At 59.8% G+C, this 17,171-nt stretch carries 14 protein-coding genes; 11 read left to right on the forward strand and 3 right to left on the reverse strand.

Going from position 1 to position 17,171, the window contains the following annotated elements; all coding sequences use genetic code 11:
- The 4 genes from lspA to PH5382_RS03455 all read left to right on the forward strand — a co-directional run bounded on the left by lspA (position 1) and on the right by PH5382_RS03455 (position 4,106).
- On the forward strand, positions 1-486 hold the full coding sequence (gene lspA, locus PH5382_RS03440) for a signal peptidase II (protein ID WP_058332941.1): 486 nt from the start codon (positions 1-3) through the stop codon (positions 484-486).
- 55 nt (positions 487-541) lie between these two features.
- Positions 542-1,063 (forward strand): DUF3035 domain-containing protein, encoded by a 522-nt coding sequence (locus PH5382_RS03445; protein ID WP_058332942.1) that lies wholly within the window; start codon positions 542-544, stop codon positions 1,061-1,063.
- A 338-nt stretch (positions 1,064-1,401) separates the two neighbouring features.
- Positions 1,402-2,781 (forward strand): M16 family metallopeptidase, encoded by a 1,380-nt coding sequence (locus tag PH5382_RS03450; RefSeq protein ID WP_058332943.1) that lies wholly within the window; start codon positions 1,402-1,404, stop codon positions 2,779-2,781.
- Positions 2,778-4,106 carry a M16 family metallopeptidase gene (locus PH5382_RS03455; protein WP_058332944.1) on the forward strand — a complete coding sequence of 443 codons (1,329 nt, stop codon included), beginning with the start codon at positions 2,778-2,780 and terminating at the stop codon, positions 4,104-4,106. The genes PH5382_RS03450 and PH5382_RS03455 overlap by 4 nt, the downstream gene beginning before the upstream one ends.
- Before the next feature lie 84 nt (positions 4,107-4,190).
- On the opposite strand, the gene PH5382_RS03460 is transcribed toward PH5382_RS03455, so the two are convergent.
- The 3 genes from PH5382_RS03460 to deoC are packed head-to-tail and all read right to left on the reverse strand — an operon-like array spanning position 4,191 to position 8,406.
- Complete coding sequence (locus PH5382_RS03460) at positions 4,191-5,021, reverse strand: SDR family oxidoreductase (RefSeq protein WP_058332945.1); 831 nt, start codon at positions 5,019-5,021, stop codon at positions 4,191-4,193.
- A gap of 37 nt (positions 5,022-5,058) precedes the next feature.
- A complete protein-coding gene (locus tag PH5382_RS03465; protein WP_058332946.1) occupies positions 5,059-7,401 on the reverse strand; it encodes an aldehyde dehydrogenase family protein in 2,343 nt (780 codons plus the stop codon).
- Positions 7,402-7,413: 12 nt separating this feature from the next.
- Entirely contained in the window at positions 7,414-8,406 is a 993-nt protein-coding gene (gene deoC, locus PH5382_RS03470; protein ID WP_058332947.1) for a deoxyribose-phosphate aldolase, read from the reverse strand.
- 264 nt (positions 8,407-8,670) lie between these two features.
- Between deoC and PH5382_RS03475 the strand changes: the two genes are divergently transcribed.
- From PH5382_RS03475 to PH5382_RS03505, 7 genes are all read left to right on the forward strand, one after another.
- On the forward strand, positions 8,671-9,603 hold the full coding sequence (locus PH5382_RS03475) for a metal ABC transporter solute-binding protein, Zn/Mn family (protein WP_231751783.1): 933 nt from the start codon (positions 8,671-8,673) through the stop codon (positions 9,601-9,603).
- Positions 9,604-9,605: 2 nt separating this feature from the next.
- Positions 9,606-10,400, forward strand: coding sequence for a metal ABC transporter ATP-binding protein (locus PH5382_RS03480; RefSeq protein WP_156414824.1), 795 nt, complete (start codon positions 9,606-9,608; stop codon positions 10,398-10,400).
- Positions 10,401-10,411: 11 nt separating this feature from the next.
- The gene (locus PH5382_RS03485) at positions 10,412-11,617 is read left to right on the forward strand and encodes a metal ABC transporter permease (RefSeq protein WP_058332950.1); all 1,206 of its coding nucleotides are present in this window, start codon (positions 10,412-10,414) and stop codon (positions 11,615-11,617) included.
- Positions 11,614-12,543, forward strand: coding sequence for a metal ABC transporter permease (locus PH5382_RS03490; RefSeq protein WP_058332951.1), 930 nt, complete (start codon positions 11,614-11,616; stop codon positions 12,541-12,543). The genes PH5382_RS03485 and PH5382_RS03490 overlap by 4 nt, the downstream gene beginning before the upstream one ends.
- A gap of 123 nt (positions 12,544-12,666) precedes the next feature.
- Positions 12,667-14,589 (forward strand): DNA mismatch repair endonuclease MutL, encoded by a 1,923-nt coding sequence (gene mutL / locus PH5382_RS03495; RefSeq protein WP_058332952.1) that lies wholly within the window; start codon positions 12,667-12,669, stop codon positions 14,587-14,589.
- Positions 14,589-15,803 (forward strand): DNA recombination protein RmuC, encoded by a 1,215-nt coding sequence (locus tag PH5382_RS03500; protein WP_156414825.1) that lies wholly within the window; start codon positions 14,589-14,591, stop codon positions 15,801-15,803. The genes mutL and PH5382_RS03500 overlap by 1 nt, the downstream gene beginning before the upstream one ends.
- Positions 15,800-17,095 (forward strand): adenylate/guanylate cyclase domain-containing protein, encoded by a 1,296-nt coding sequence (locus tag PH5382_RS03505; protein ID WP_058332953.1) that lies wholly within the window; start codon positions 15,800-15,802, stop codon positions 17,093-17,095. Before PH5382_RS03500 ends, PH5382_RS03505 begins: the two co-directional genes overlap by 4 nt.
- Positions 17,096-17,171: the final 76 nt, after the last annotated feature.

The following is a 17,171-nucleotide window of genomic DNA, read 5'->3' on the forward strand; positions in this document are numbered from 1 at the left end:
ATGGCTGCAGCACGTTTAATATTCTGGGGCGCCTTCTGGGCCTTTCTGTTGGATCAGGCCAGCAAATACCTGGTCATCCACTGGATGGGCCTGTCGCGCCGTCTCAGCATTGACGTGCTGCCGCCCTTGCTGAACTTTCGCTATGGCGAAAACACCGGCATCAATTTCGGCCTGTTTGGCGGTGGCGATGATGTGGCGCGCTGGGCTTTAATCGGCCTGTCGCTGGTGATTTGTCTGGCGCTGGTGATCTGGGTTGGCCGGGGCAGCGACAAGGGTGTCGCAATGCAGATCTCGGCCGGGCTGGTGATCGGCGGTGCTTTGGGGAATGTCGCGGATCGGCTGCTTTATGGCTATGTGCTTGATTTTCTCAATATGTCCTGTTGCGGCATCAATAATCCCTTTGTGTTCAACGTGGCTGATGTGTTCATCTTTGCCGGAGCGGCGGGTTTGATCCTGTTCGAAGGTCGTGTGAAAAAGCCTGCGTGACCTCGTGCAGCAAATAGGCTAAAACCGCGTGGAAACTGGCAGGAGTATTGGGGAAATGAGACTTCCTCTGGTGATTTTAGGTCTGATTGGCGCGGTGGCCGTTTCTGGCTGTGTGCAAAAAGAGCTGCGTGATATTCGCGCCACCGGGACGGGTCCGGACGAATTTCTGGTCTTGCCACCCAAGCCATTGACCGAACCTGCGGATTATTCTGCGCTTCCTGCGCCGACTCCGGGCGGTAGCAATCTCACGGATGCCAACCCGCAGGCCGAGGCTATTGCCGCGCTTGGTGGCAAGCCTGCAGCTGCGGAGCCGACGGGGGCAATCCCGTCTGGAGATGCCGGTCTTGTGACTGCCTCCAGCCGTTATGGTGTTGCGGCCAATGTGCGCCAGACCCTTGCGGCCGAGGACGCCAAGTTCCTGAAACGCAAACGGCGCGGTGGCAAGATCAAGATCGCGCCTGTTGACCGCTATGAGCAGATCTATTCCAAACAGACCCTGGACCCCTTTGCCGTCAATGCGGCTTTCCGCCGGGCCGGTGTCGCGACACCTTCTGCGCCGCCGCGCAACGAGGATTAGACACCTGGTTTGAAACACAGCTCGTTTGTGGATTTGCACCTGTGTGAAGATTTGCAAGAGACGTCCCACGCGGGCGTCTCTTTTGCTTTTAACGTCTGATCTTTCACTTTTGCGCCAGCGCCGCTTGCACACTGAGAGCAAGAGCGTAGGTTGATCCCAGCCACACCGACCACAAATACAAGTGTCGGATGCAATGACCCCGGGGCGCGACCCTAGGATGCTCCAGATCGCAGGAGCAACCAGGCGACGTCAATGAACCGGGAAGATGACAGGTAATCGAGCAGTATTCGCGTCAGACCTCGACACAGGGGCACGCGACAGAAAAAGGAGAAAGCCACATGATCCGAAGGATCGCCTTGGCGACGGCCGTACTGGCCATCAGTCTGACGGCTGTCAGTCTGACAGGGGCCATGGCCAAGACGCAGCATGGCGCTGCGGGGCCGGATGACCTGGTGACGACATTCACGCTGGACAATGGCATGGAGGTGGTCGTGGTCGAAGATCACCGGGTGCCAGTGGTGCAGCATATGGTCTGGTATCGTGCCGGATCGGCAGATGAGCCTATCGGGCAGTCCGGCGTGGCGCATTTCCTGGAACACCTGCTGTTCAAAGGGACCGATACCCTGGCCCCGGGAGAGCTGTCAGCAACCGTGGCGGCCAACGGCGGCCGTGACAATGCCTTTACCAGCTATGACTACACCGCCTATTTTCAGCGCATCGCTTCGGATCGGCTGGAGCTGATGATGCGGATGGAAAGCGACCGCATGGTCAATCTGCGTCTCGCCGAAGAAGACATCGTCACCGAACGCGAAGTGATCCTGGAGGAGCGCAACCAGCGCACCGATAACAATCCGCGCGCCCTTTTCGGGGAGCAATTGAACGCGGCGCAGTACCTCAACCATCGCTACGGGCAGCCAATCATCGGCTGGCGCCACGAGATGGAAGAGCTGGACATGGCGGATGCCTTGTCCTTTTACGGCACCTTTTATGCGCCCAATAATGCCATTCTGGTGGTGTCGGGCGATGTGGACCCGGTCGAGGTCAAGGCATTGGCCGAGACCTATTACGGGGTGATCCCTGCCAATCCGGACCTGCCCAAGATCCGCCAGCGCAGCAAAGAGCCACCACAAACCGCCGAACGCCGGGTGATCTACAAAGATCCACGCGTGGCACAGCCCTATGTGCAGCGATCCTACCTGGCACCGGAGCGGGACGCGGGCGCGCAGGAAAAAGCCGCAGCGCTGTATCTGCTGTCAGAGCTCCTGGGCGGCGGTACAACATCCTACCTGGCCAATGCGCTGCAATTTGACCAGCAGGTCGCTGTCTATACTGGGGCCTTTTATTCCGGCACCTCGCTGGATGATACCAGCTTTGATTTCCTGATCGTGCCGGCCGATGGTGTGACCATGGAAGAGGCCGAGGCGGCGCTGGATGCAAGTGTGACGCGGTTCCTCGACGAGGGGGTGAACCCCGATCAGCTCGACCGGATCAAGCTGCAGCTGCGCGCCTCAGAGATCTACGCCCGTGACAATGTGGACGGGATCGCCAATCGTTATGGCCGGGCACTGACCACCGGGCTGACGGTGGCGGATGTGCAGGCCTGGCCGCAGGTGCTGCAATCGGTCACGGCGGATGAAATCATTGCCGCCGCCCATGAGGTACTGCGGCCCGAGGTCTCGGTCACCGGGTGGATGATGCGACAGGAGGCAGCGGAATGAAACGTCTGACACTGATGATTATTGCGGCGCTGAGCACCTGGGTTTCTCTGTTGGTGCTGCCAGCCCATGCTGAGATCAAGATCGAGGAAATCACCTCTCCTGGCGGCATCAAGGCCTGGCTGGTCGCGGATCATTCGATCCCTTTCACTGCGCTGGAGTTGCGCTTTCGCGGTGGCACGTCGTTGGATGTTGCAGAAAAACGTGGTGCTATCAATCTAATGTCTGGCCTTCTCGAAGAAGGTTCAGGCGAGATGCGGGCGCAAGAATATGCCCGGACCTTGGAAAACCTGGCGGCTTCGTTCAGCTATGATGCGGATCGCGACAGCCTGTCTATTTCGGCGCGCTTCCTCACGGAAAACCGGGATGAAGCCATGGCGCTGCTACATCAGACCATTCACGCACCGCGTTTTGATCAAGATGCGCTGGATCGGGTACGGGCGCAGGTGCTGGCCGGGTTGCGGTCGGATCTTAAAGACCCCAACAAGATCGCCGGTCAGGCTTTTGCTGAGATGGCCTACAGCGACCATCCCTATGGATCTGCAGGCAAAGGCAGCATAGAGACGGTTTCCGAACTGACCCGTCAGGACATCTTTGCCGCGCATGAGGCGGTTTTTGCCCGTGATAGGCTCTATGTAAGTGCGGTTGGGGACATCACACCCGAGGACCTTGGCCTGTTGCTAGACAACCTGTTGGGCGAACTTGCCCCCACCGGAGTGCCACTGCCGGGCCCGGCAGTGGTCACCATCGAGGGCGGTGTCAGCATCGTTGATTATGACACACCACAGTCCGTGGCCTTGTTTGGTCATCAGGGGATCGAGCGGGATGATCCGCGCTTCTTTGCTGCCTATATCATGAACCAGATCCTGGGTGGGGGTTCCTTTGACAGCCGCCTCATGGAAGAGGTGCGCGAAAAACGGGGCCTCACCTATGGGGTCTATTCCTTTATGCTGCCGCAGGATCTGGCGGCGGTCTACATGGGGCAACTCGGATCCGCCAACGCCAAGATGGCCGAGGCGGTTGAGGTCATACAGGGCGAGTGGCACCGTATGGCCAGCGAGGGCGTGACACAAAAGGAGCTGACGGACGCCAAGACCTATCTGACCGGCGCCTACCCGCTGCGTTTTGATGGCAATGGCCGGATCGCGTCCATTCTGGTGGGCATGCAGATGGATGATCTTCCGATCGACTATGTGAAAACCCGCAATGACAAGATCAACGCGGTCACGTTGGAGGAAATCAACCAAGTGGCCAGCGAGGTTCTGTTGCCCGAACAGCTACATTTTGTGGTGGTTGGCCGCCCAGAGGGGCTGATCGCTAGCAATTGATATGCAGCGGATCTGTGATTGAGCTACGAACAAAAAGGCCGGGGAAATCCCCCGGCCTTTTTTGTTGCGCGTCGCTAGACCAGCCTAGCCTTTTTTCTGGGCCGAGGCCGCGCGCAGCATATGCCCCATCATCTCGCCGGTGCTGCCAGAACCACGCTGATACAACGCGCCATCCACCGCCAGCACCGTGCCGCTGATATAGCTGGCCATGTCGGAGCCCAGAAACAGGCAGGCATTGGCGACATCATCGCAGTCGCCCAGACGGCCCAGCGGTATGCTGCGGGTCAGGCCCTTTAGCACCTCGGGGCTTGGGGCCAGACGTTTGGCACCTTCGGTTCCATCGATAAAGCCGGGCACGACGGAATTGATGCGGATGCCTTCAAGGCCCCATTCCAGGCTGAGCGTACGGGTGATCTGATCAACACCTGCCTTGGCGGCGCAGACATGCGACTGCCCCTCATAGGGCAGATAGGACTGCGGTGCCGAGATACTGATGATGCTGGCCCCGGGACGGGTCAGATAGGGATAGGCCGCCTTCATCACGTGGATGGTACCCATGAGATCAATATCAATGACCGTCTTGAAGGCATTGACCGACATATCGGCAGCCAGCGCGGGGAAATTGCCGGCCGCCCCCGAGACCAGTATATCCAAATCGCCAAAACTCTCATGAATTTTGGCAAAGCCTTCCGCCACGGCCTCGGGGTCACGCACGTCAAAGGCGATACCCAGTGCCGCGGCCGCACCGCGTGCCTTCAGGGAAGCTACTGTGTCGTCGACCTTGTCCTGCGAGCGCGAGGCGACGGCAACCTGGGCGCCAGCGGCGGCAAAGCGTTCGGCAATGCCGCGATTGATGCCGCTGGTGCCGCCAATGACGGCCACCGTTTTATTGTTGAAATCAAACGTGGTGGCCATCATTTTCTCCTGTCATTGTCGGGCTGTGTTGATCTGGTTATTCGCCGTAGGGCACCCAGATGTTCTTCACCTCTGTGGACTCTTGCAGGAACTTTCGGCTGTGATCGACGTTCCAGTCGAGCGACGTGGCATGAGCCACCCAGCTCCGTTTGAGGTTGAGCGCCGAGGCTTTTTCGATGGTTTCGGCAAGATCGGTCGAAGAAAAGCTCCAGACCGCATCCACATTCATGTGGGACGCCAGCGGCTGCGCCAGATCGCTTGCATCGCCGGTGAGGATATTGACCACACCTGCCGGCACATCTGAGGTTTCCAGCACCTGATAAAAATCGGTCGCCGCCAGCGGGAAGGCTTCTGACGCTGCCAGAACCAGACGGTTGCCCATCGCCAGGGCCGGTGCCATCACCGATATCAGCCCCAGAAGGGGGGCCTCGTCGGCACAGAGCGCGCCAATGACGCCAACCGGTTCTTTCATCGCCAGTGCCACGGCCCGCATCGGTACGCCGTGGGCTTGGCCGTCAAATTTGTCGGCCCAGGCCGCCGCCGTGAACAGGCGCTGGATCGAGGTTTCGACCTCTTTCGCGCCGCCCTTCTTTCCGGTCATGGCATTGATCCGATGGGCGAACTCATCCGCCCGTGCCGACAGGTTTTCGCCGATGTAATAGAGGATCTGTGCACGCAGATGGCCTGTGGTTTTGGACCAGGCCTTGGCCCCGGCTGCGGCCTCGACTGCGTTGCGCACGTCTTTGCGACTGCCTTGGCCGACATGACCCAACAAGGCGCCGTGAGTGTTGTAAACTGGTTTGGAATAGCCACTGTCGGGGCGGGTCTGTTTGCCGCCGATATACATCTTGGCCGTGCGATCTACCGCGTCGCTGGTATGGCTACCGGTTTTGCCCTCAAAGGCTCTGACCTGCGCCAGCGGCTTGGCCTTACCCTTGGGACGGGTATAGCCGCTTAGGCCCTCCCACCCGCCTTCGCGGCCAAAACCGCTTTCGCGTACCCCGCCAAAACCGGCTGCGGCGTCGAACATATTGGTGCCGTTGATCCAAACCACCCCGGCCACCAGTTTCGGCGCAAGATCGAGCGCCAGATTGATGTTTTCGCTCCAAACAGTCGCGGCCAATCCATAGCGGCTGTTATTGGCCAGATCTACCGCCTCAGCCGGGGTGCGGAAGGTGCAGGAGACGAGAACGGGGCCAAAGATCTCTTCCTGCATCAGCGGATCAGAGGGCGCGAGGCCCTGGATCAGCGTTGGCGGGAAATAGCAGCCCTGTTGCGGCAGGCGCAGGCTGGGTTGATAGGTCTCTCCGGCCTCATTGGCTGCCACCATGGCAGACACGGTGTCCAGCTGCACCGGATCCACCATGGCTCCGATGTCGATGGATTTATCCAGCGGGTTGCCAAGCCGCAGCTTGTCCATGCGCGCCTTGAGCTTGGCATAGAAGCGATCGGCAATGCCTTCCTGCACCAAAAGGCGTGACCCGGCGCAGCAGACCTGACCCTGGTTGAACCAGATCGCATCCACCAGGCCTTCGACGGCAGAATCGAGATCAGCATCGTCAAACACGATATAGGGGGATTTGCCCCCCAGCTCGAGCGCCAGCGCCTTGCCGGTCCCGGCAGTGGCTTCGCGGATGCGCCGCCCGACAGAGGTGGAGCCGGTAAAGGCGATCTTGTCCACGTCAGAGGCCACGATCATCTCACCCACGGTGCCATCGCCGGTGACGATATTGACCACGCCCTTGGGCAGACCGGCCTGTTGGCAGATATCGGCAAACAGCAGCGCTGTCAGCGAGGTATATTCCGCCGGTTTCAACACCACTGTGTTGCCCATGGCAATCGCAGGCGCGATCTTCCAGGCCAGCATCAAGAGGGGAAAGTTCCAGGGAATGATCTGGCCACAAACACCCAGCGCCTCGGCGTCAGGCAGCTCGCTCTCCATCAGCTGCGCCATGCCCGCGTGATAATAGAAATGGCGCTGTGCCAGTGGGATGTCGATATCGCGGCTTTCGCGGATCGGTTTGCCATTGTCGAGCGTTTCCAACACCGCGAACAGGCGAGAGTGTTTTTGCAACAGGCGCGCGATGGCATAAATATAGCGTGCGCGCCCCGGCCCGCCCAGTTTCTCCCATTTGGGCTGGGCTTTGCGGGCTGCTTCAACTGCGGCATCAACATCGGCCTGGCTGGCCTGGCTCAGCGTTGCCAGAACCTCGCCGCTGGCCGGATTGCGGCTTTCGAACCCATCGTGAGGCTGAGTGAATGTACCATTGATATATTGGCCAAACCGATCACCTTGATCGACCAGCCAGGCCAGCGCCTCGGCGGCGCTTTCAGGGGCAGGACCGTAGTTCATGGATTTAAAGATCTCTTTGATTGACATGTCTGATCGTCCTTAGGCCGACGCGTGGCGGTAGCTTGCGGAGTAGGCTCCGGTGACGTGGTGTTCCAGCTGACGCTCGATGTCGTTCAGCAAGGATGAGGCACCAAAGCGGAACAGATCCGGCTGCAGCCAACGGTCGCCCAGCTCTTCCTTGATCAGCGACAGATACACCAGCGCATCCTTGGCCTTGGAGATGCCACCCGCTGGTTTGTAGCCGACCCGGAACCCGGTGCGGTCATAATAGTTGCGAATGGCGCGGATCATCACCAGACTGACGGGCAGGGTGGCGTTGACGCTTTCCTTGCCGGTGGAGGTCTTGATGAAATCGGCCCCCGCCATCATGCAGATCAGCGAGGCACGAGCGACATTGCGCAGGCTGCCCAGCTCCCCGGTGGCGAGGATCGCTTTGATATGGGCCTCACCGCAGGCGGCGCGAAAGGTTTTCATCTCATCATAAAGTGCCTGCCAGTTGCCAGACAGCACATGGCGGCGGGAAATAACGATGTCGATCTCTTTGGCACCGGCCTTGACGCTTTCTTCGATCTCGGCGACCCGCAGATGAAACGGCGAAAGACCCGCTGGGAACCCGGTCGATACAGCCGCAACAGGAATGCCGGTTCCTTCGAGCGCTTTGACGGCCGCCGGGATCATCTCGTGATAGACGCAGACCGCGCCAGTGGTGATCGGATCCATGTCCAGCGCCTGCATGATATCGGCGCGTACCGGCTGGCGCGCCTTGGCACACAGGCGGCGCACGCGTTCTTCGGTGTCATCGCCGGACAGGGTGGTCAGATCGATACAGGTCACGGCCTTGAGCAACCAGGCGGCTTGATAATCCTTTTTGACCGAGCGCCGGGCGGGCAGCGTTGCACAGCGGCGTTCAATCGCCGAAGTATTTGCCTGCACTGAGGCGACCCAATCCAAGTCAAGCGGCATACCGGGATTGCGGGGCTCATCATGTGTAGGAGCCAAGGGCGTTGTTTGTTCCAAAGTCTGGCTTTCCATTCCGGAGATCCTCAACAGAGTTCTGCGCGAAAGTCGCACGGGTGCGGCATCTTGGCAAGCAAACCGGGCGCTGAGTGGCTTTGTTTTGACCTCTTGGACAAAAATCACGATCTTTCTTGCGAATAATTCTCAATTTCATTGACTAACTTGCGAATCATTCTCATATTCACGCCAACAGAACACAACGCACAAAGCCTACGATACCGACCAACCGACTGGAGACTTTACCCGATGCGACTTGGAAATATTGCTCTAATGGGGCTGATGATGTTGCTTGCTTTACCACTGACTGTGGCGCGCGCACTGGCTGAAGCCCCACTGAAAGTGGTTGCGACCACGGGTATGATCGCGGATGCGGTGCGTCAGGTTGGCGGTGACGCGGTCACGGTCAAGGCTTTGATGGGGCCCGGTGTGGATCCTCATGCTTATCGTCAGACCCGTACCGATATCGTCGCCATGACCCGCGCCGATCTGGTGCTGTGGCACGGTCTGTATCTTGAGGCGCAGATGCAGGAGTTCTTTCACGATCTGGAGCGCAAGCGGGCGGTCGTCGCGGTTGCCGAAGGTCTGCCAAAAGAGCTGCTGCGCGGGCATGATGACTATGCCGACAAGTTCGATCCGCATGTCTGGATGACGCCCGCGATGTGGAAACTTGTGGTGGTCGAGGTACAAAATGCCCTGACCAATGCGCGTCCCGAAGTCGCAGACCTGTTCGCCGCAAATGCCACCGCGCATCTGGCAGAGCTGGATCGCCTGATCGCCTATGGCGACGAGACCCTGGCCAAGGTCCCTGGCAGCAACCGTGTTCTGCTGACCGCCCATGATGCATTCGGCTACTTTGGTCGCGACTACGGTTTCGAGGTGCTCGGCATTCAGGGAATTTCCACCCAGTCCGAGGCGGGTCTGAACCGGATCGGCACCCTAGTGGATATGCTGGTGAACCGCGGCATCAAGGCGGTTTTTGTCGAAAGCTCTGTCTCGGATCGTTCGATCCGCGCGCTGATCGAAGGGGCGGCCGCCCGGGGGCATGAGGTCTCTATCGGTGGCGAGTTGTTCTCGGATGCGATGGGATCTGAGGGCACCTATGAGGGCACCTATTTGGGGATGCTCGACCACAATATCACCACCATTGCAAATGCTCTGGGCGCCGATGTGCCCGCGCGTGGCATGGATGGCAAACTCTCAGCGGGTCTTTGATCATGACAGTGACGCTTGCAAATATCAGCGCAGAAGAGGAGGCGTGCATCGCAAAGAGCCCGCTTTCCATTCGCGGCCTCACCGTGACCTACGGCGAAAAACCTGCGGTCTTTTCCGTTGATATGACCGTGCAGCCGGGGCAGATGACCGCGATTATCGGCCCTAATGGCGCCGGTAAGTCCACTATGCTGAAGGCCGCGCTCGGGATCGTGCCGCCAGTTTCTGGCCGGGTGCAGGTTTTTGGCCGCCCTTTGGAGGAACAGCGCGCCCGCATCGCCTATGTGCCGCAGCGCGCCAGTGTCGACTGGGATTTCCCGACCCGGGTGATCGATGTGGTCCTGATGGGGCTTTACCGCGAGTTGGGCCTGCTGGGCCGGATCGGGCGCAGCCACCGTGCCAAGGCGATGGACTGTCTTGAACGCGTCGGCATGGGTGATTTTGCCGAACGTCAGATCGGACAACTTTCGGGGGGGCAGCAGCAGCGCGTGTTTCTGGCCCGTGCGCTGGCGCAGGGGGCCGATCTCTACCTGCTGGATGAACCCTTTGCGGGGGTAGATGCTGCGACGGAAAAGGCCATCATTTCGGTACTGAAATCTCTGCGCGAAGCAGGCAAGACAGTTGTGGTGGTGCATCATGATCTGGCGACCGTGGTCGAATATTTCGACAATGTCTTTTTGATCAACACCCGTCGCGTTGCCGAAGGCACGGTGGCAGAAGCCTTTACCGAGGCGACCCTGCAGGCGGCCTATGGCGGGCGTTTGGCGACCACGCAGATCGACAAACTGGCCCGGGTGTAAGGACGAGATCAATGCTATTGGACGCGCTTCTTCTTCAACTCGGCTACAATGCCACGTTGGTCGCCATTGGCGCGGCCCTCTTGGGCACTGCCGCCGGCATCACGGGCACGTTTCTGTTCCTGCGTAAACGCGCCCTGGTCTCGGACGCTGTGAGTCATGCGACCTTGCCGGGCGTCTGCATCGCCTTTCTGGTGATGGTTTTCTTAGGCGGTGACGGTCGCAACCTGGCGGGGCTGTTGCTTGGATCGGCTGTGACGGCCGGGATCGGCCTTCTGTGCATGAACTGGCTGACCCGCAACACGCGGTTGGCCGAAGACGCCGCTATTGGCGCGGTGCTTTCAGTCTTTTTTGGCCTGGGCATTGTGCTGCTGACGGTGATCCAGACGCTTGGCGTCGGGCGTCAGGCGGGCCTCGAAGGGTTCCTGCTCGGCTCGACCGCAGGGATGCTGTACAGCGATGCACTGGTGATCGCCGGGGGCGGTGCAGCGGCGCTGGTGATGATCCTGCTGACTCGTCGCCCGATGACGCTGGTGGCTTTTGATCCCGAATATGCTACAGCGCGCGGCTTGCCGGTGGAACGGATCGACATGCTGATGATGGGGCTGGTGATGGCGGTGACCGTGGTGGGCCTGAAGATTGTCGGGTTGATCCTGATCGTGGCACTTCTGATTATTCCGGCTGTCACCGCACGGTTCTGGACCGAACGCTCTGAACATGTGGTGCTGCTGGCAGGACTGTTTGGCGGGCTTTCGGCCTACGTCGGAGCGGCGCTTTCGGCTTCTGCTCCCAATCTGCCAACTGGGCCGATCATTGTGCTGGTCAGCTTTGCCTTCTTTGCGTTGTCATTGTTTTTGGCACCAAATCGCGGCGTGCTGGCAGCAGTGCTGCGCCATTTGAAATTCCAGCGCCGGGTGCATCTGCGCCAGGGGCTGCTGGCGCTGGCGCAGGGACACGCCATTTACGAAAGTCTGACATTGCGGCTGTTGCGCCGGGCGGGCCTTGTGCGCGCCGACGGCGTGGCTACAGAACGGGGCCGCGCGCGGGCCTCCAAGGCGCTGCGCGATGAACGACGCTGGGAAGTGGTACGCTCTGATATGGCGCATGAGGCCGCAGCGGCGCTCTATGATGGGCTGCGCGATATCGAAACGGTGCTGACACAGGACCAGATCCAGGAAATCGACCGCCAGATCGGTGGCCCACACGAGGTGCTGTCATGAGCGGCGAAGAGTTTGTCCCCCTGTCCCTGACACCGATGCTGATCGGCATCTTTGCGGCCGTGGCCTGCGCCTTGCCGGGGAATTTCCTGCTACTGCGCCGACAAGCGTTGATTGGCGATGCCATCAGCCATGTGGTGCTGCCGGGGATTGTCGTTGCCTTTCTGATGACTGGCATGATTGCCGCCTGGCCGATGATGCTGGGCGCTGCTGGTGCAGCAATTGTTGCGGTCATCCTGATCGAAGCGATCCGCCGTCTGGGCCGGATAGAGCCGGGGGCAGCCATGGGGGTAGTCTTTACCACTATGTTCGCCGGCGGCGTTTTGCTGCTGGAGCAATCCGACACCTCGACCGTGCACCTGGATGTTGAACATGCGCTCTATGGCAATCTCGAAAGCCTGATCTGGCTGGATGCCATTGGCTGGTCATCGCTGTTTGATGCGACAGCACTGGCCCAGTTGCCGGTTGAGCTACCGCGCATGGCGCTGACGCTCGTCGGGGTCTGCCTGTTTATCGCCCTGTTCTGGCGGGCGCTGAAGATTTCTACCTTTGATGAAGGCTTTGCCCGCACCATGGGCATTCGCACCAATCTGCTGGGGCTTGGCCTGGTGATCACTGCCGCTGTGGCAGCTGTTGCGGCCTTTGATGCGGTGGGTTCTATCATCGTGATCGCTATGTTCATCTGCCCACCAGCCGCAGCGCGGATGATGACCAACCGGCTGGAAGACCAGATCGGCTGGAGTGTCTTGTTCGCGGTGCTTTCGGCGGTGCTGGGATACGTTCTCGCCGGCTATGGCCCCCTGTGGCTGGGAGCTTCTGATGCGGTCAGCGCAGCGGGTATGATTGCCACGGTGTCTGGTGTGATCCTGGGCGTCGCGGCCAGATTTGGCCCTTGTCGTAGCCGCGCAGGTGCACCTGCAGGGATCTGATACCTGAACATCCGCAAAGCGGGGGCGAGTAGCAGCTTGGCTCCTGTTTTGCGCTTTTGGTTTTGTTCCCCTCTTGTTCAGATTGCCGTGGCAGAATCGGGCGAAGCTGCTAAATTTAGCGGTATGAGCAACCAAGACCCCAATATCAGCGACCCGCATCGCCCGACTATTCGCCAGCTGGATGACAGCGCAATCAACCGGATTGCCGCTGGTGAAGTGGTGGAACGCCCCGCGTCCGCGGTGAAGGAACTGGTGGAAAACGCCATTGATGCGGGGGCAAACCGTATCACTATCGAGATTGCCGATGGTGGCAAGACTTTGATCCGGGTCACCGACGATGGCTGCGGCATGACGCCTGAGGATCTGCCGCTGGCGCTGTCGCGCCATGCCACCTCCAAGATTGATGGCTCAGACCTTTTGAACATCCACACCTTTGGATTTCGGGGGGAGGCCCTCCCGTCGCTCGGGGCGGTGGGGCGGCTGACTATCACCAGCCGGGCCGCAGGCCATGACGCTGCCCAGATCCGCGTGGCGGGCGGCAAGATGGATCCGGTGAAACCTGCAGCTCTGCGCACTGGCACAATTGTAGAGCTGCGCGATCTGTTTTACGCAACGCCGGCCCGGTTGAAATTCATGCGCACGGATCGCGCAGAATCCCAGGCCATCAGTGATGTGATCAAGCGTCTTGCCATGGCAGAACCCTCTGTTGGGTTTACCCTGCGCGATGTGTCGGGCGGCGGTGAGGGGCGCGTGACCTTCCGCGCCGATCCCGCAACTGGTGATCTGTTTGATGCGCTGCACGGGCGGCTGGCTTCGGTTCTGGGGCGTGAATTTGCTGAAAACGCCCTGCGCATCGATGCGACACGCGACGGCATTCGCCTTTTTGGCTATGCCGCGCTGCCGACCTATTCGCGCGGCGCTGCGGTGGCGCAGTTTCTGTTTGTGAACTCACGGCCCGTTAAGGACAAGATGCTGACAGGCGCGCTGCGGGGGGCCTATTTTGATTTCCTCAGTCGGGATCGCCATCCGGCGGCAGCGCTGTTCATTGACTGTGATCCGACGCTGGTCGATGTGAACGTGCATCCCGCCAAATCCGAGGTCCGTTTTCGCGATCCGGGCCTTGCACGTGGGTTGATTGTATCGGCGCTGCGTCATGCGCTGGCCGAGGCCGGACATCGTGCTTCAACCACCGTGGCGGGGGCGACCCTGGGGGCAATGCGACCCGAGGAGCCCACTGCAACGGGTGCTGCGCGCATCTATCAGATGGATCGCCCGTCGATGGGCGCACGCAGTTTTTCCTATGCGGCGCAATCCCCGGAACAGCCGCAGGCGGGATCGTCTCATGCGCCGCTACCGCCCTCAGCAGGCTTTGCTGAACTGCAGGGCGAATACAGTGGTCGCGTGACCGAGGTGGCCCCGGGGCCACTGTCGGATGCGCCTGAACCTGCCGCGCCCGGGGCTGAGCATCTGCCGTTGGGTGCGGCACGCGGGCAGGTGCATGAAAACTACATCATCGCCCAGACCGAAGACGGGATGGTCATCGTAGATCAGCACGCGGCGCATGAGCGTCTGGTCTATGAAAAGCTGAAGCACCAGATGGCTGAAAATGGCGTCGCGGCTCAGGCGCTGTTGATCCCCGAGATCGTCGAGCTGGGCAGCAATGACTGTGCGCGCATTCTGGCCCATGCGGAGGCATTGAAGAAATTCGGTCTCGGTATCGAAGCCTTCGGCGGAAATGCTCTGGCGGTGCGTGAAACCCCTGCAATCCTCGGAGAGGTCAATGCGGAGGCGATGGTGAAAGACATTCTGGATGAGCTGGACGATCAGGGCGAAAGCCAGCTGGTACAGGCGCGGCTTGAGGCGATCTTATCGCGTGTGGCCTGTCATGGCTCGATCCGGTCTGGCCGACGGATGCGCGGCGAAGAGATGAACGCATTGCTGCGCGAAATGGAGGCCACGCCGCATTCCGGCCAGTGCAACCATGGCCGCCCGACCTATGTGGAGCTGAAGCTCGCCGATATCGAACGGTTGTTCGGGCGCAGCTGATGGAAGGCATGGAACAGGCAGTGCAGGCGATGGACCAGATCGGGGTGATGATCCTGTTGGCTGTTGGATTTGCCGGGCTTCTGATCCTGTTGTTGGTGTTGTCTCTGCGGGCCTCGGGACGGACTGCGCGCGCTATGGTGCCGCTGGCGCAACAAATCTCGCAGCTGGGTCAATCCGTGCATCAGCTGCGCGGCGGCTTGCAGCATGTGTCAGACACGCAGGCGACGGCGCAGGTGCAGATGGTGCAAACCGTCGAGGCGCGCCTCACCGATGTGCAGCAGCATATGAATGATCGCCTAGCGGACAATGCACAGCGCCAGTCTCGCGCCATGGCTGAAATGCAGGAAGGTATGCAGGAAAGCCTGCACGGCAGCGCCAAACGCACGGTGACCTCTCTGACGCAGCTGCAGGAACGGCTGGCGACCATCGACAAGGCGCAGGATAATATCACCAAACTGTCCGGGGACGTGCTATCACTGCAGGACATTCTGTCAAACAAGCAGACTCGTGGCGCTTTTGGGGAAATCCAGCTCAACGATATCGTCTCAAAGGCCTTGCCCGCAGGCAGCTATACGATGCAGGCGACATTGAGCAATGGCAAACGGGCCGACTGTCTGGTGCATCTGCCCAACCCGCCTGGGCCCATTGTGATCGACAGCAAATTCCCGCTGGAGCCCTATGAGGCGCTGCGCCGGGCCGAAACCCGCGATGAGCAGGCCTATGCCATTCGCCAGATGAAAACTGCGCTGCGGGCACATATCAGGGCCATTTCCGAGAAATACATTCTTGAGGGCGAAACCGCCGAGGGCGCGCTGATGTTTCTGCCCTCCGAGGCGGTCTATGCTGAGCTGCATGCCAATTTCACTGCGGTGGTTCGTGAGGGGTTCGCAGCCCGTGTCTGGATTGTCTCGCCCACCACCTGCATGGCGACACTGAACACCATGCGCGCCATTTTGAAAGACGCCCGCATGCGCGAACAGGCAGGCGCCATCCGGGCCGAACTTGGCCATCTGCACCGGGATGTGGAACGGCTGGGCGATCGGGTCGGTAATCTGGATCGCCATTTTGGCCAGGCAGCCAAAGATATCGCCGAGATCAAGATCAGCGCCGAAAAAGCCGGGCGCCGCGCGCAACGGCTGGATCATTTCGATTTTGAAGATCTGGCAGAAGAGCCTGTGACCAATGTGGTCCCACTGGAACAGAAAGACCCATGATAGGACAATCTCTGGACAAAACTCTGCTTCACAAAGCAGAGGTCGAAGTCGAACGCATTGTGGCGGTGCTGCGTATTGGTGTGGCCCTTTGCCTGTTGATCGCCTTTTTGCTTTTGGTGAAAGGGGAGGGGGCCGACCAGGACTATCTGAGGGTTCAGTGGCTCTTGGCCTTGTTGACACTGCTCTCATACTTCCTGCTCGGGGGGCTTTCATATTGGTTGGCCACTTCGGGACGGTTTCGTCGCTGGATGGTTTGGCCGACGGTGACGCTCGACTGTGTCTTCATGTTGGTGAACACAGGGGCGGGCTTGGCCAATACTGGGTTTCCGGGAGAGTTGACCTTTCTGCTGCCGCCGACATGGTTGGTGCCAGTTATCCTTGCTTTTGCAGTTTTGCGCTTCAATCCATATTTGCAGGCCTATTGCGTGGCTCTGACTGTCGGGGGGCTGTCCTATCTCACCCTTTGGCAGCCAGAGGAAATAACGCCATTTGTTGCTGAACGCGCTGAATTCATGCTGCTTTTACCACCCAATATGGTGCGTGTGGTCATGATCTCTCTGGGTGGGTTGGTGCTGGTCGTGGCGGCCTACAGAACACGCAAGCTGTTGCACAACTCGATCATAGATGCGCAAGCCCGCGCCAATCTCACACGCTATCTGCCAGCCAAGATGGCGGACCGGCTGGCGGATGGTGCTCTGAGTGAGCTGCGCCGGGGCAAACAGGAAGACATGGTGGTGATGTTCGTCGATATTCGCGGCTTTACCAATTGGTCAGAAGGGCGTGATCCCGAAGAAGTTGGAGCCTATATCAGTGAATTCCGTCGCCGGGTGCAACTGGCTGTCAATGCATCAGAAGGGATGATCGACAAGTTCATTGGCGATGGCGCCATGATCCTCTTCGAAGGTGATGACGCCGCGAGGCAGGCGCTACGCTGTGTGGAGCTTCTGCTTAAGCAGATGGACGACTGGGCGGAGGAGCGCCAAGCAATGGGACGTAACCCTGTTCGAACAGGCGTCGGCTTGCACTATGGTATGGTGTTCTCTGGTGTTGTCGGTGCCGCTGAGCGTTTGGAGTATTCGGTGTTTGGGGATACGGTGAACACTGCGGCACGCCTGGAAGAGCTGACCAAGACGACAGGTGCCGGGGTCATCGCCTCTGCTGCGGTGCTAAAAGCAGCGGGCACAGAGCCCGCGCGCGAGGGATGGTCTGCTCTGCCACCGGTGCAGCTGCGCGGGCGCAGCAGCGGGTTGGAGATCTTCGGACGGAAGACCTGCGCTGCAGAAACGGACTGAGCTCTTGGCCGAGGCTGCATTCCTTGCCTCAGATCAAAGACCCCCGCGCTGGGGTACTGTCAGATGGGGCAAGCGG

It is taken from the genome of Phaeobacter sp. CECT 5382 (assembly GCF_001457775.1).
In the GTDB taxonomy this organism is placed as follows: domain Bacteria; phylum Pseudomonadota; class Alphaproteobacteria; order Rhodobacterales; family Rhodobacteraceae; genus Pseudophaeobacter.

Coding starts and splice junctions, on each gene's coding strand:
- mutL (WP_058332952.1), top strand. CDS start 12,667: ATGAGCAACCAAGACCCCAATATCAGCGACCCGCATCGCCCGACTATT.
- PH5382_RS03465 (WP_058332946.1), bottom strand. CDS start 7,401: ATGTCAATCAAAGAGATCTTTAAATCCATGAACTACGGTCCTGCCCCT.
- lspA (WP_058332941.1), top strand. CDS start 1: ATGGCTGCAGCACGTTTAATATTCTGGGGCGCCTTCTGGGCCTTTCTG.
- PH5382_RS03475 (WP_231751783.1), top strand. CDS start 8,671: ATGATGTTGCTTGCTTTACCACTGACTGTGGCGCGCGCACTGGCTGAA.
- PH5382_RS03490 (WP_058332951.1), top strand. CDS start 11,614: ATGAGCGGCGAAGAGTTTGTCCCCCTGTCCCTGACACCGATGCTGATC.
- PH5382_RS03505 (WP_058332953.1), top strand. CDS start 15,800: ATGATAGGACAATCTCTGGACAAAACTCTGCTTCACAAAGCAGAGGTC.
- PH5382_RS03480 (WP_156414824.1), top strand. CDS start 9,606: ATGACAGTGACGCTTGCAAATATCAGCGCAGAAGAGGAGGCGTGCATC.
- PH5382_RS03500 (WP_156414825.1), top strand. CDS start 14,589: ATGGAAGGCATGGAACAGGCAGTGCAGGCGATGGACCAGATCGGGGTG.
- PH5382_RS03485 (WP_058332950.1), top strand. CDS start 10,412: ATGCTATTGGACGCGCTTCTTCTTCAACTCGGCTACAATGCCACGTTG.
- PH5382_RS03445 (WP_058332942.1), top strand. CDS start 542: ATGAGACTTCCTCTGGTGATTTTAGGTCTGATTGGCGCGGTGGCCGTT.
- deoC (WP_058332947.1), bottom strand. CDS start 8,406: ATGGAAAGCCAGACTTTGGAACAAACAACGCCCTTGGCTCCTACACAT.
- PH5382_RS03450 (WP_058332943.1), top strand. CDS start 1,402: ATGATCCGAAGGATCGCCTTGGCGACGGCCGTACTGGCCATCAGTCTG.
- PH5382_RS03460 (WP_058332945.1), bottom strand. CDS start 5,021: ATGGCCACCACGTTTGATTTCAACAATAAAACGGTGGCCGTCATTGGC.
- PH5382_RS03455 (WP_058332944.1), top strand. CDS start 2,778: ATGAAACGTCTGACACTGATGATTATTGCGGCGCTGAGCACCTGGGTT.